The organism is Corynebacterium lemuris, from assembly GCF_024919295.1.
Lineage (GTDB): Bacteria > Actinomycetota > Actinomycetes > Mycobacteriales > Mycobacteriaceae > Corynebacterium > Corynebacterium lemuris.
The window spans coordinates 275046-289078 of record NZ_JANWTC010000003.1 but is presented as its reverse complement, the minus strand read 5'-3'; the positions used below and the strand labels follow the sequence as shown (position 1 = coordinate 289078).

Genomic DNA, 14033 nt, shown 5'->3' with positions numbered 1-14033 from the left:
TGGGTGCCGGATCAATCTTCGCGCTTGATCCGCGCGGTGCGCATCATTTCCAGTCGGCGGGCCAGCTGCGCGGGCCGCAACTGGGGTCGCTGACCGATCTTGCTGGTGCGGTCGACGTGTGCCCGACCGTAACGGCGCAGCAGCAGATCATCGATGAGCCGGATCTGGCCGGGGTGGAACCGGTAGCGCATGGCCCCGCGCACCGCCTCGATGTCCACGTCGTCGAGCAACGCCGCCAGTTCCGCGACGGTGGTGATGCCGTCGGCGGCGAGGATCTCCATGAGGAAGCGGTAATTCTCCGAACGCGAACCCGGGAAACGGTTGCCCAGCAGCATCGTCAGGATGCCCGGCAGGGTCTCCGCGGTCAGTTCGACATCATCGCCGGCGGCGTCATCGGTGTACTGCAGCACCGCGATCTGGTCGAACTGCTGGTCCGCCAGCTCGATCAGGCCCGCCGCCAGGGTGAAGGCCCGGTCCACCCGCGGGTCCACCGGATCCCGTCCCCGCTTATAACGGATATCGTGCTCAAACTCCGCCCACGCGTGCTGCAGCACCGTGCGCACCTGCACCTCGAAACTCACACCCGGGTAGGCGGCGAGCTCATCAAGGTCGGCGGAACTCTCGTCGACGGTGAGGATGAGGTGGTGGGAACCGTAACCGAAGCCACCGGAGATGCGCGTCTCCGCGGTCTTGTCCACCGAACGATCCACGAGGAAGGACTGCTGCAGCGCGCCGATGGCCACGGGGATCTCCGTGGAGTGGAAGACGGTCACGCGCACGCCGATCAGATCGTGGATGTCCTCCCACGGCTCCGGGTACATCCAGCTGCCGTCAGCCCTGCGCTTATAGGCCTTCGCCTTCATGGAGGGCCAGTCCTTCACCCGGGCGATCACCCGGTCATAGGTGACACCGGCATCGGCCAGCAGGTCCTCGACCGCCGCCCCGAAATCCTCCCCGGCATCCGGGTGGGCGCGCACCCACTCGTGGTAGCGGCTGCCCAGCTGGGCCATCCGGTCAGACATCCTGCCTCACCAGCAGTGCCGTGGGGAAGAGATCCATGACCTCATCCAGGGGGACGGTTGCCTCGTAGGTGCGGCCCGTCAGCCGGTCCAGCCACTGCCCCTGCGGCAGGGTGACGGTCGTGCCGGCCCAGCCCCCACGTTCCGCCAGACGCAGCGGGCGGCGGGTGGCCAGGGTGATCACGCCGATGCCCTCCTCACCGGGCTGGTTCACACTGCCGCGGGCCAGGCCGATGAGGTGGGAGTAGGCCGGTCCGTCCGCGAAGACGGCCTGCACGTCGCCGCCGATGAAGTATTCCGGGTGGTCGTGGCGTACCTGCAGCCCCTCGTGGACGATGTGCAGCTTCGCCCGGTCGCCGTAGAGCTCCAGGTGCGGGTAGACCCCCGAGGTGCCCTCCTGGCACTCCGCCTCGGCGGCCAGGTCATTCCAGTCCACCCCCTCGCGGAGGATGTCCAGGGTCTGGTGGCGGGCGGTGTAGTCCACGAAACGGCGGTTGTCCGGGTCGACGAGGGAGTCGTCGAAGAATTCGGTGCCCTGGTAGACGTCCGGGACACCCGGCCCGGTCAGCTGCAGCAGCTTGCGGCCCAGGGAGATGGTGGTGGTGGCGTCGGCAAGCGGGGCGACGAATTCGGTGATGATGGAGGTGACGGGGCCGTCGAAAAGCACCTCCACCCAGTCCAGCACGGCCGTCTCGAAGGCCTCGACGGGGTCGGTCCAGGTGGTGTGCACGCTGGCCTCCCGCAGCGCCTTGACCGTGTACGCCCGGAACCGTTCCCTGAGCTGTTCGGTGATCTGCCCGTCCGCCGGCCACACCCCCAGCAGATTCTGGATGAGGAAGTAGCCGGTGCCCGCATCCGGGGCCGGCACCATGGCGAAGACCCGGTGGATGAACTCCGAGAACTCGCTGGGGCGTTCGGTCAGTTCGATGATGCGGGCGCGCACATCCTCACCGCGTTTGGTGTCGTGGGTCGACAGCGTGGTCATCGCCTTCGGCCACAGGCGCGCACGTTCCTGCTGGAGCAGGTGGAATTCCGCGGAGGAGACACCGAAACGGCCCGGCGCGCCACCCACCTCCTGCAGCGACACCAGACGGCAGGCGCGGTAGAAGGTGGTGTCCTCCACCCCCTTGGCCATGACGGCGCCGCAGACCTGCGCGAAGCGGATCTTCGCCTCCCCGTTGGCATTGAGGGCGGCGACGATGAGGTCGAGGGCGGTGCGGCGGGAGGGGAAACGGCGCGACATCTCGGCGACGACGGTGGCGGTGACGCGCGACAGCGAGAGGTAGTCGGCGCGGTAGACGGGCATCGCCGCGACCAGTTCGATGATGGTGGTGGTCAGATCCTGCTCATCGACGGCGGAACCGGCGGTGGAGAAGTTGTCCCGGCGGATGGCGCGCGCCAGGCGACGGATCTCCGCGGCCAGTTCTGAACCGGCGACCTCCCGCTTGAGCTGCTGCTGCGCCACAGTCACGGCTGTCTCATCCCAGGTGGAACCGGAGTGCTGGAGTGCGAACATGGACATCGACTCCTCCGCCTTCCGGGCGATGAACACACCGTCCAGTTCCCGCAGGGCGTCATATCCGGTGGTGCCGTCGACGGCGAGACGGGGGTCGAGGACCTCATCGACCTCAAGGATCTTCTCCACCAGCAGCCAGCGGTCGGGGCCGACGACCTCGCGCAGCCGGTTGAGGTAGCCGAAGGGGTCCGACAGCCCGTCGGGGTGGTCGACGCGGACACCGTCGATGAGGTCCTCGGCGATCAGCTGGCGGACGATGCGGTGGGTGTGTTCGAAGACCAGCGGGTCCTCCTGGCGGATGCCGGCCAGGCCGTTGACGGAGAAGAACCGCCGGTAGGAGATCACCCCGTCGCGCCAGTACATCAGGCGGTAGGACTGGCGTTCGTAGACGGCCAGCACATCATCGTCGACGCCCTCGCAGGTGCCCTCCGCCACGGGGAAGACATGTTCGTAGTAGGCCAGGACGAGTTCGCCGTCCTCCTCGCGCAACTCGAGCTTGTCCTCGTCCCCCGGCTGACCGAGCACCGGCATGCCCAGTTTGCCGCCGGCACCGTTGTCCTCGTGCCAGTCGATGTCGAAGTAGTGCTCGTACTCGGAGTCCTGCCCGTTCTTGAGCACGTCCCACCACCATCTGTTCAGACGCGGGTTCTCCACGCCGAGGTGGTTGGGCACGATGTCGATGATCAGGCCCAGGCCCGCCTCGTGTGCCACGGCCGCGAGTTCACGCAGCCCCTCGATGCCGCCGAGTTCCGGGTTGATCTCCGTGGGGTCGGTGACGTCATAGTTGTGGGTGGAGGTCGGGTCAGCCGTGAAGATGGGGGAGAGGTAGAGGTGGCTGACGCCCAGGGTCTGCAGATAGGGAACCTGGGCGGCCGCCTCGGCGAAACCGAAGGCCCGTCCCGACGGGTCCGCCTGTGGACCCCGCAGCTGCAGGCGGTAGGTGGCGGTGATGGGACGTCGCATGGATCTCCTCGGGTCAGTGCTGAATTCAGGAAAAGTGCATATGCCAGCCTAGGCGGGAGTGGTCAGCAACGGGGGACAGGACACAGCTGCGGGGAAGCCGTGACGCCATTCCACCAGCGTCCCTTCTCTCCGCGCCTGCTTATCGACGTCCGCCCGCGGCACCGCCACCAGCCGCCCCGCCGCAGGCCACCACCATGCCACGGGTCCGCCGAGCAGCTCGGCGAGGTGCCTGTCGAGGATGGTGAAGGTGTGCGGATGCGCCAGCCAGCTCTCCGCCGGCGCGCCGGGCATGGCCACCTGCAGGCCGTCCGCGTGGGGACGGCTGAGTATCCGGATGCCCTCCGGGGTGCGGGCGCGGGTGATGAGGTTGCGGGCAGCCAGTTCCCAGGCCTGCCGGGCGGAGAGGTCGAGTTCGCCCAGCCCCCGGTAGCTGATGTCACTGTCCCCGCAGACGAACGTCGCGCACAGTTCCCGGGACAGGGCGATGGTGGCGACGGTGTCGCAGAAGCCGTCATCGCTCAAGCCCCGGTGGGTGCGCCAGGTGGCGGGGCGCAGGGCGGGCAGCAGGGTGGTGGGGGACAGTGTCGGTGCGGTCATGGTCTCGCGGTCTCCTTACATGTCGGGGTCTCCACCACTGTTGGACCCGGAAAACAGGCCGGCGGTTCCCGCCGCGGGGAATTTTCCCGTGGCAGAGCTGGACACTGGAGTGTTGTGCGTCACATTTTCCGGCTACCGTGGGGTCATGAACCACCACGCGACGATCTTCCCCCTGGACCCTGACCGGCCATTCCACGAGCAGGACATTCTCGGCCACAACCGGTGGCATCCGGAGATCCCGCCGGTGGCCACCGTCCGGCCGGGGGAGACCTTCCGGATCGACTGCCGGGACTGGTTCGACGGTGCCGTCCGCAACGACGAATCAGCCCGGGATGTGCTGACCGCCCCCTTCCACATCGGTCACCAGCTGTCCGGGCCTTTCCGCGTGGAGGGCGCCCGGCCTGGTGATCTGCTGGTGGTTGACATCGTCGATGTCGGCCCCACCAGCGAGGGGGAGCAGACCGGGCCCCTGGCCGGACAGGGCTGGGGTTACACGGGCATCTTCGCCCCCTCCCACGGCGGGGGTCTGCTGCATGGGCATTTCCCGGACGCGCACAAGGCGATCTGGGACTTCCGGGATGGGCAGGCCACCTCCCGGCACATCCCCGGTGTCTCCTTCCGGGGCGCTCCGCACCCCGGGGTGATGGGCACCGCGCCCTCCGCGGAACTGCTGACCCGCTGGAATAAGCGGGAGGCCCGGCTCGTCGCCCGCCATCCGTGGAAGGTCCCGCCCCTGGCCCTGCCGCCGCTGGCCCACGGCGCGCTGCTGGGGCAGGTGCCGGAGGAGGAGGCCGGACGTATCGCCCTGGAGGCCGCGCAGACCACCCCGCCGCGGGAGAACGGGGGCAACCAGGACATCCGTGATCTCACCCGCGGGAGCCGGGTGTTCTACCCGGTGTTCGTGGCGGGGGCGAACCTGTCGGTGGGGGACCTGCACTTCTCCCAGGGGGACGGGGAGATCACCCTGTGCGGTGCCATTGAGATGGGGGGTGTCGTGGAGCTCCACGTCGACCTCATCCCGGGCGGGATGGACACCTACCATGTCCAGGACCACGCCATCTTCGTGCCGGGCAGCGCGGCACCCTCCTATGACGACTGGTTGTCCTTCTCCGGTGTCTCCGTAACGGAGGACGGCCGGCAGCGCCACCTGGATCCCTACCTGGCCTTCCAGCGGGCCTGCCTGCACGCCATCGACCATCTGACGGTCTTCGGCTACACCCGGGAGCAGGCCTACCTCCTGCTCGGGGCGGCACCGGTGCGGGCCCATCTGTCGAGCGTGGTGGACCTCCCCAACGCCTGTGTCACGCTGCACATCCCGACGGAGATCTTCGACTTCGACATCCGCCCCGGCACGCAGGGACCCCACCAGGTGGTCGCCGGTCTGCACCCGCCGCGTGCCGACGCCGCCCTGCTCGACGACGAGGACGTGCTGCGTGCGGTACCGAAGAACAAGCGCACTCTGCTGCCTGCGGCGCGTCGTCTCGGGGGCGCGGCCGCGGAACCGGTCGCCCAGGTATTCGGTAGACTCCGGTCATTGTTCGGCAGGTGAGAGGAGTGGCGGTGGCGGAGCGGGTGGGTTTGTCCTGGCGGTTGCGGGTGGCTTCTGTCCGGGACCGGTTCGCCGAGAGCCTCTTCCTCCACCCGGCACTGATCATGCTGGCCGGCATCGCCCTGGCCGTCGGCGCCACCATCCTCGACGACACCCTCGGCCACGACACGGATGTGCCGCTGACGCTGTCGATGAGCAGCAACGCAGCCACGTGGTTGCTGTCCACCGTCGCCGGGGCGATGATCACCACAGTCGGCGTGGTCTTCTCCCTCACGGTGGTCAGCCTGCAGCTGGCCAGCGACCAGTTCTCCCCGCGGGTGATGCGCTCATTCATCCGGGACCGGCTCAGCCAGCAGGTCATCGGTCTGCTGGTGGCCACGTTCTTCTACTGCGTGCTCGTCCTGCCCAACGTCAGCGGGGAGGCCACCGACCCCGCCCCGCAGATCTCCCTGACCCTGGCGGTCGTGCTCACCCTGGTCACCGTGGCCGGCATCATCGTCCACCTGGACCACCTGGCGCACGGTCTGCAGGTGGGCAACGTCGCCCGGCTCATCGCCGAGGAAGGCGACAAAGTCGTCAACGCACTGGATGAGGTACCTACGGGCATGCGGGAGGTCGACCCCCGCCACTACCGGGATGTCCCGGCCGATGCCGCCCTCATCCCCGCCCCCGGCAGCGGCTGGGTCAGCCAGGTGGACCTGCGCCAGGTGTTCGACGTCGTCCCGTCCGGCACCGTCGTGCGGATGGAGACCCGGGTGGGTGCCTACATCCACGCCGGGGAGCCGCTGTTCAGCGTGTGGCCCGCGCCCCCGCAGCGCAGCCGCCGCGACCTGGCCGGGGCGATTGAGGTCTCCCCCATGCGCACCATGCTCCAGGATGTCGACTTCGCCATCCGCCAACTCGTGGACATCGGCCTGCGCGCGCTGAGCCCGGCGATCAACGATCCCACCACCGCCATCGAGATCATCCTCCGGCTGGGCAGCCTCATGCGCACGGTGCTGGCCACCCCGCTGCCACCGCCGGCTCTGCAGGACGGTGACGGCCGGGTGCTGGTGCAGCCCTGGAACCTCTCCCGGGAGGAGTACATCGCCCACGCCTTCGACCAGCTCCGGCAGACGAGTGGGGACCAGACCGAGGTGGTGGCCGCACTGCTGCGGGTCCTGCGGATGCTGACCACCCACGTTCAGGAACAGGACCACCCGGAGCTCGTCCCGGCCCTGGACCGGCAGATGCGGATGCTGCTGGAGGCCGTGGCTGATCAGCCCGGCCTGCACCCGGAGGATCTGGCGCGCCTGCAGTCGCTGGTCTCCGACGACACCGACCCCGCCGACCACAGCCGCCACCTCAGCTGAGGCGGATCAGAACGGGGGCTGCTCGTCGTCGTCCGGGGTCTGCGGGTCGAGGCCGAGCACCGCGAAGAGCTGCGCGGAGGTCCAGATCTGGATCTCCTGGCCCTTGTCGATCAGCTCCTCGGCCCGCTTCTCCTTGCTGGTCTTTGTCGCCCACTCACCGGCCACCAGGACCGTGGTTTTGCGGGTGACGTTCTTGCCGATGTCCGCCCCCAGCTCCGCGATCGCCGACCACAGCCGGCCCTTGTCAAAGGGCTCGAAATCACCGGTGAGGGTGACATGCTGGCCGAAGAGGGGGCCGGTGGGGTCGGCGTCCGGGTTGGAATCCGGGATCACATCCGGGGTGGACACCGACTGCCAGGGCGCCTTGCGCGGTGCCTTCTTCTCCTCGGCGGGTGCGGCCACCGGCACGTCCGGCTGCACCTTCTGCATGGCGATCCGGGCGCCGGAACGGTCCCGCAGCACCGGCCACGTCCGCTCCCCGTTGAGGGTGCCCATGGTGAAACCACTCGTGTGCTGGAAATCGGTGTAGGTGCCCCGGTGCCCGGCGTTGCGGGCCAGCTCCACCACGATCAGGGCGGCGGCACGGGCATCCTCCACGGCGTCATGGTGACGCCCCAACGGCACCCCCAGGGCCTCCGCGACGACCGGCAGGCGGTGGCTGGCGATGCCCAGCTTCGCTGCCCGGGAGAGGATCAGCGAACAACCGAAGGACAGCGTCGGCACGGCCACGTCGCCGGCCTCACAGGCCCGCTGCAGCGCCATCATGTCGAACTGGGCGTTGTGCGCCACCACCGGGAGATCCCCGATGAAGTCGAGCAGAGCGGGCAGGCGTTCCACGAAGCCGGGCTGCCCGGCGACGGTTTCCGGGGTGATGCCGTGGATGGCGATGTTGTCCGGGCCGAACTCCTCCAGCCCCGGGGGCGGGGTGCACAACCAGGACTCGGCGGCGACCTCCACACCGTCGATGATGCGGACCACCCCGATCTGGCAGATGGAACCGACATCCATGTTGGCGGTCTCGACGTCGAGGCCGACGAAACTCAGGCCTGTGATTCCGCCGTTGGATACGGCCGGGGCCTCCCCGCGCAGGGCCGCCTCGACATCGGCGATGAAATCCTCGGCAGCACGCTCCTGGTTGGGGGCGAAATCAACGGCGATGTCGGCGCCCTCGAGGAGGACCCGGCCGGCGTCGACAAGCGAGGGGGCGGTGGCGCTGACACCGGTGACGGAGGAGAGGGGCACCTCGACGAGGGCCTTGCCGCTGAGGGCGGCGGCCAGCGCCGATCTCTCAATGCGGATGCTCGTGGCGGAGACACTCAGCTGGGCGCCGTGGGCCGGGATCACGTCGTCGACTCTCTTTCATCGGGAAGGCAGGAACAGTGGAAGGCCAGTGTACCCGCGCCCCGGCACCACTAGACTAGGTGGTTATGAACGGCCATTCGCCGGATTGGGCGGGCAGCTACGATCCCTTCGACCGCACCTGCCCCAGCCGCGCACTGCTTGAGTCCGTGGGCGATAAATGGACCATCCTCATCGTCCTGGCCCTGGAGGAGGGCCCGCGGCGCTACGGCCGGATCGAGGAGACCGTCGACGGGATCTCCCAGAAGATGCTCTCCCAGCGCCTGCGCAGGATGACCGAGGACGGGCTCATCGCCCGGTGGGCCTTCGAGGAGGTCCCGCCACGGGTGGAGTACGAACTCACTGACCTGGGACGCAGCCTCCTGCCCGTGGCGCAGGCCCTGGTTGATTGGGTCGCGGACCACTACGCCACGGTGGCGCAGCAGCACCGGGCGTGACGTTACTCTACGTCGGTGTAGTCGTCGCGCAGCGCCGCCCGACGCTTCGCCTCCACATCAGCCTCGGTGGACTGGTCCTTCAGCGGGGCCTCCCGGGCGGTCTCCTCCGGCAGCGTCTTCGGTGCCTGCGGCGGGGTCCCACCGGGCACCGGTTCCTCGGCCGGTTCTGCGGCGGGCTCCGCGGCTGTCTGCGCCTCGACCGCCCTCGCCGTCGCCTTTGAGGCGGCGGTCACCTTGTCACCAGCCTGGCCGAGGTCCTTCTCACGCTCGGCCTCGTCGACGACCTCGACCTCATCCGCCTCCTCGAGCTCGTCGTAGGCCGGCGGTTCGATCTGCTTGAGCACCATCGTCGCGCGCGCCGGGACCGTGATGGTGCCCTTCGCCTCGATGATGGAGGCCTCGATCGGGTAGCCGATGTCCTCGGTCGTGTCCACCAGCAGCTGCCAGCGCACGCCGAAGGCGCGCGGCGGCAGGGTGAACTCGATCTCCTCGTAGTGCGCGTTGAACATGAGGATGAAGGAGTCGTCGGTGATCTTCTGGCCGCGGCTGTCCGGCTCGGAGATCGCGTTGCCGTTGAGATAGACCATGAGGGCCTTACCGAAGGCGAAGTCCCAGTCGTCCTGGGTCATCAGCTTGCCGGAGGGCACCAGCCAGGCGATGTCACGGTCGCGGACATCGGCACCCAGGGGGCCGCCGGCCAGGAAACGGCGGCGGCGGAAAACGGGGTGGCGGCGGCGGATGTTGAGCAGCCGCCTGGTGAACTGGTGCAGCGAGGAGTTCTCCTTCAGCTGGTCCCAGTTCATCCAGGCCAGCTCGTTGTCCTGGCAGTAGACGTTGTTGTTGCCGAACTGGGTACGGGCCATCTCATCACCGTGGGCGAGCATCGGGGTGCCCAGGCTGAGGATGAGGGTGGTCAGGAAGTTGCGGCGCTGGCGGGCCCGCAGGGAGAGGATCTCCGGGTCGTCGGTGGGGCCCTCCACGCCGTGGTTCCAGGAACGGTTGTGGGACTCACCGTCACGGTTGTCCTCCCCGTTGTCCAGGTTGTGCTTCTCGTTGTAGCTGACCAGGTCATTGAGCGTGAAGCCGTCATGGGCGGTGATGAAGTTGATGGACGCGGTGGGGCGGCGGCCGTTGTTGGCGTACAGGTCCGAGGAACCGGTCAGCCGGGAGGCGAACTCACCCAGGGTGGCGGGTTCACCGCGCCAGAAGTCACGCACCGTGTCGCGGTACTTGCCGTTCCACTCCGTCCACAGCGGCGGGAAGTTGCCCACCTGGTAACCGTCGTGGCCGATGTCCCAGGGCTCGGCGATGAGCTTGGCCTGGGAGACCACCGGGTCCTGCTGGACCAGGTCGAAGAAGGTGGCCAGGCGGTCGACGTCGTGGAGTTCGCGGGCCAGGGTGGAGGCGAGGTCGAAACGGAAGCCGTCGACGTGCATCTCCGTGATCCAGTAGCGCAGCGAGTCCATGAGCAGCTGCAGTGAGTGCGGGTCACGGACGTTGAGGGAGTTGCCCGTGCCCGTGTAGTCCATGTAGTGGTATTTGTCGTCGTCGACGAGGCGGTAGTAGGCCTCGTTGTCGATGCCGCGGAACATGATCGTCGGGCCCAGGTGGTTGCCCTCTGCGGTGTGGTTGTACACCACATCGAGCAGCACCTCCATGCCCGCCTCGTGGTAGGCGCGCACCATGCCCTTGAACTCGGAGACCGCGCCACCCGGTTTGCCGGCGGCGGCGTAGTCCTGGTGCGGGGCGAAGAAACCGAAGGTGTTGTAGCCCCAGTAGTTGCGCAGCCCCAGCTCACGCAGGCGGTCGTCCTGGAGGAACTGGTGCACCGGCATCAGCTCGATGGCGGTGACCCCCAGGTCCTTGAGATAGGAGATGATCGCGGGGTGTGCCAGGCCGGCGTAGGTGCCGCGCAGGCTGGCGGGCACGTCCGGGTGGGTCATCGTCAGGCCCTTGACGTGGGTCTCGTAGATGACGGTCTCGTTGTAGGGGATGCGCGGGGCGCGGTCGGAACCCCAGTCGAAGAACGGGTTGATCACCACGGACTTCATGGTGTGGCCGAGGCTGTCCTCGGTGTTGCGGCCGGATCCCGGGGGCTCGGCGAATATGTCATAGGAGAACAACGAGGGGTGCCCGTCGAAGTCACCGTCGAAGGCCCGCGCGTAGGGGTCGACGAGGAGCTTGTTCGGGTCGCAGCGTTTGCCGTTGTGGGGGTCGTACGGGCCGTGGACGCGGTAGCCGTAGCGCTGCCCCGGCTGCACACCGGGGAGGTAGCAGTGCCAGACGTTGGCGTCGACCTCCTCCAGGTTGATGCGGACCTCATTGTCCTCCCGGTCGATCAGGCACAGTTCCACCTTCTCCGCGACATTCGAGAAGAGGGCGAAGTTGGTGCCGGCGCCGTCGTAGGTGGAACCCAACGGGTAGGGGTCACCCGGCCAGACGGTGTAATCGTGGTCGGACTCAGTAGTCATGAGGTCTGATCATAGTTGTTTGTCAGGCGCCGCACCGGACTGCACCGCCCCGTCGAGTCCCGTCAGCAGCAACCGGACCCCGCGGTGGAAGTCCGCCGAGGCGTCCGTGGGCACCTCGGCGCCGGTGTCGACGGCATGCTGGCGCTGGGCCTGCTCCAGGGAGGTCGCCCCGAGGACGAGATGCAGCAGGGAGGCCGCCCCGACCCGGACGAGATCTTCGTCACCGTCCAACGTGTCGGCCAGCTGCTTCTCGACGACCGCGCGTGTCCCCGAGCCCGGCTGCGAGAGCGCGGCGGCGACCAGCTCGGCGCCGTCGCGACGCGAGAGCATCGCCCCACGCAGGTGCGCGGCCAGATCAGCCGGGGTGGTGGGGGCGGCTTCCGTGAGTACAGGCTGCAGGATCTCCTCCGCGATGGCAGCGATCAGTTCCTGCTTATTGGAGATGTGCCAGTACAGGGCGCCGGGGGCCACACTCAGCGAGGTGGCGACGCGACGCATGGTCATGTCCGCCAGGCCGTAGGAGTCGAGGATCTCCACGGCGGCGGCGATGATGGATTCCCGGGTCAGCTGCACAAAGGAGAGCCTACCCGTCCCAAAGAATTCTCAGGAACATGTCAGCCGGGACCGCAGGTGCGCTTGATAGGGTGGCCCTTCGATACGCCACAGCAATCCGGACACGTCCGCAGGAAGTGAGCAGCATGACTGTGAAGAAGACCATCGCCGCCCTGGCACTGATCGCCCCCCTGACCTTCGTCGCGGCGTGCGGCTCCGGCGACAGCGCGGACGAAACCACCACCGTCGCCCCCACCACGGTGACCTCCGAGATCATCAGCGAGGAAACCACCACCGAGGAGACCACCACGGAGGAGGAGACGACCGAGCCGGAGCAGACCGAGGAGCCGGAGCCGGAGCCGGAGCCCGAGGTGGAGGAACCGCCGGCCGAGGATCCGCTCGCCCAGGAGAACTACGTCGAACCTGAGCCGGTCCAGGGTGGCCTCGCCGCCAGCGAGTCCGACCGCGCCGAGATCGAGGGCCTGGTCCACGGCATCTACCAGATGGACACCTTCCACCAGTTCCTCCGCTACATCCCGGAGAACACCTGCAACGAGGTCGTCGCCGCCCAGGGCGGGGCCGCATCCATGGACCTCGCCGGAATCCCGGACCAGCCGCTCGCCGAGTGGGACTACTACGTCAGCGCCCAACCCCACATCGCCTCAGTCACCGACGTGCAGGTCGAGGGCGACCGGGCCTCCGCTGTGGTCACCGCCGTCTCCGCCGGGCAGTCGGAGACCCGCACCCAGCGCTATCAGCGCGAGGACGGACGCTGGAAGTTCTGCAATTAACCTCGATGCCCCTCAAACGCACGACCATCCCCCGCCCGATCGGCTCCGCAGCGGGGATCCTGGCCGTCTCACTCCTGCTCTACAGCGTCGTCGGTGCCCTGTGGGGTCTGCTGCGCCCCGCCCACACCGGCACCCTCCGCGAGGAGGGGAAGGTGGCCATCGACGTGACCATGGTCAGCGTCGAATTCGTCTCCTTCGCCAGCTTCGTCATCGCCACCGGCCTGCTCGCCGTCATCGTCTCACTCGGCGTGTACATCACCTCGCCCGCCACCCGCGGACCCGGGATGCTGTGGTGGCTGATCCTCGTGGCCGCCGCCTCGGCCTTCTCCTTCCTCACCGTCGGGGCCGTGACCTCCGGACTGCTGCACTCCGCCGGTGAACTGGGCAGCCTCAGCGAAGGCGACCGGCTGAGCATCGTGCCCGCCCTCTCCCCGGGCATCGGCTGGCTCGCGGCCCCTTTCATGGGGGCACTGGCCTACTGGTGCTGCGCTCTGGTGACCCCTGACACAGAAGGCGAGCCTCTCCCGATACAGTAAAACCCATGACGTCGCCTGAAACGCCCGCCCTCCCCGCCGCGGAATACGACCCCGAGGCCGTGGACCGGATCATCGCCACGGCCCTGGACGAGGATCTCACCTACGGCCCCGACATCACCAGCCGGGCCACCGTCTCCGCGGAGCACCGCTCCACCGCCCGCATCGTCGCCCGCAGACCCGGCACCATCGCCGGTCTCTTCGTCGTCGACCGCGTTCTGCGCCAGGTGGCCACCTCCGACTTCAAGGTCGAGGAGATCGCCCCGGACGGTACCCGCGTGGCAGCCGGTGACGTGGTCGCCACCATCGAGGCCGGCACCCGCGACCTGCTCACCGCCGAACGCACCCTGCTCAACCTGCTGACCCACCTCTCCGGCATCGCCACGGCCACCGCCACCTGGGTTGACGCCGTCGAGGGCACCGGTGCCCGCATCCGCGATTCCCGCAAGACCCTGCCCGGCATGCGCATGCTGCAGAAATATGCCGTCACCGTCGGCGGGGGGCTCAACCACCGCCTCGGCCTCGGCGACCGCGCCCTGATCAAGGACAACCACGTCATCGCCGCAGGCGGGGTCCGCGCGGCCTTCCTCGCCGTTCGGGACGCATACCCGGACAAGTGGTGCGAGGTCGAGGTGGACACCCTCGGGCAGTTCGATGAGCTGCTGCCCGAGAAGCCCGACGAGATCATGCTGGACAACTTCGAACCCTGGGCCGTGCAGGTGGCGGTGCAGCGCCGCGACACCCTCGCCCCGGAAACCCTGCTCGAGGCCTCCGGCGGGCTCACCCTCGACGTGGCGGCCGATTATGCCGGGACCGGCGTCGACTTCCTCGCCGTCGGCTCGCTCACGCACTCGGCGCCGGCTCTCGACCTGGGGCTGGACTTCGACTGACGGG

Annotated in this window: 12 protein-coding genes; 6 read left to right on the top strand and 6 right to left on the bottom strand. The window is 68.4% G+C overall.

Going from position 1 to position 14033, the window contains the following annotated elements; all coding sequences use genetic code 11:
- Nucleotides 1–11 precede the first annotated feature (11 nt).
- Genes NYP18_RS06660 through NYP18_RS06650 form a run of 3 tightly spaced genes read right to left on the bottom strand, consistent with a single transcriptional unit; the run spans nucleotide 12 to nucleotide 4095 of the window.
- A complete protein-coding gene (locus NYP18_RS06660) occupies nucleotides 12–1022 on the bottom strand; it encodes a GTP pyrophosphokinase (protein WP_259427381.1) in 1011 nt (336 codons plus the stop codon).
- Complete coding sequence (gene treY, locus NYP18_RS06655; protein ID WP_259427380.1) at nucleotides 1015–3498, bottom strand: malto-oligosyltrehalose synthase; 2484 nt, start codon at nucleotides 3496–3498, stop codon at nucleotides 1015–1017. The genes NYP18_RS06660 and treY overlap by 8 nt, the downstream gene beginning before the upstream one ends.
- Nucleotides 3499–3546: 48 nt before the next feature.
- Nucleotides 3547–4095: a hypothetical protein gene (locus NYP18_RS06650; RefSeq protein ID WP_259427379.1), complete on the bottom strand. Its 549-nt coding sequence runs from the start codon at nucleotides 4093–4095 to the stop codon at nucleotides 3547–3549.
- 145 nt (nucleotides 4096–4240) lie between these two features.
- Between NYP18_RS06650 and fmdA the strand changes: the two genes are divergently transcribed.
- Complete coding sequence (gene fmdA, locus NYP18_RS06645; RefSeq protein ID WP_259427378.1) at nucleotides 4241–5644, top strand: formamidase; 1404 nt, start codon at nucleotides 4241–4243, stop codon at nucleotides 5642–5644.
- Entirely contained in the window at nucleotides 5641–6996 is a 1356-nt protein-coding gene (locus NYP18_RS06640; protein ID WP_259427377.1) for a DUF2254 domain-containing protein, read from the top strand. Before fmdA ends, NYP18_RS06640 begins: the two co-directional genes overlap by 4 nt.
- Nucleotides 6997–7002: 6 nt before the next feature.
- Here NYP18_RS06640 and NYP18_RS06635 read toward each other — a convergent pair whose 3' ends face one another.
- Nucleotides 7003–8340, bottom strand: a complete 1338-nt coding sequence (locus tag NYP18_RS06635) for a 3'-5' exonuclease (RefSeq protein ID WP_259427376.1) — start codon at nucleotides 8338–8340, stop codon at nucleotides 7003–7005.
- Nucleotides 8341–8423: 83 nt separating this feature from the next.
- Between NYP18_RS06635 and NYP18_RS06630 the strand changes: the two genes are divergently transcribed.
- Entirely contained in the window at nucleotides 8424–8792 is a 369-nt protein-coding gene (locus NYP18_RS06630; protein ID WP_259427375.1) for a winged helix-turn-helix transcriptional regulator, read from the top strand.
- 2 nt (nucleotides 8793–8794) lie between these two features.
- Here the strand turns inward: NYP18_RS06630 and glgX are convergent, their stop codons facing one another.
- Nucleotides 8795–11263 (bottom strand): glycogen debranching protein GlgX, encoded by a 2469-nt coding sequence (gene glgX / locus NYP18_RS06625; protein ID WP_259427374.1) that lies wholly within the window; start codon nucleotides 11261–11263, stop codon nucleotides 8795–8797.
- Between the two features lie 9 nt (nucleotides 11264–11272).
- Complete coding sequence (locus NYP18_RS06620; RefSeq protein WP_259427373.1) at nucleotides 11273–11836, bottom strand: TetR family transcriptional regulator; 564 nt, start codon at nucleotides 11834–11836, stop codon at nucleotides 11273–11275.
- A 125-nt stretch (nucleotides 11837–11961) separates the two neighbouring features.
- Between NYP18_RS06620 and NYP18_RS06615 the strand changes: the two genes are divergently transcribed.
- Genes NYP18_RS06615 through nadC form a run of 3 tightly spaced genes read left to right on the top strand, consistent with a single transcriptional unit; the run spans nucleotide 11962 to nucleotide 14029 of the window.
- The gene (locus NYP18_RS06615; RefSeq protein ID WP_259427372.1) at nucleotides 11962–12606 is read left to right on the top strand and encodes a hypothetical protein; all 645 of its coding nucleotides are present in this window, start codon (nucleotides 11962–11964) and stop codon (nucleotides 12604–12606) included.
- A 5-nt stretch (nucleotides 12607–12611) separates the two neighbouring features.
- Nucleotides 12612–13142, top strand: coding sequence for a hypothetical protein (locus tag NYP18_RS06610; protein WP_259427371.1), 531 nt, complete (start codon nucleotides 12612–12614; stop codon nucleotides 13140–13142).
- 5 nt (nucleotides 13143–13147) lie between these two features.
- Entirely contained in the window at nucleotides 13148–14029 is an 882-nt protein-coding gene (nadC, locus tag NYP18_RS06605) for a carboxylating nicotinate-nucleotide diphosphorylase (RefSeq protein WP_259427369.1), read from the top strand.
- Nucleotides 14030–14033: the final 4 nt, after the last annotated feature.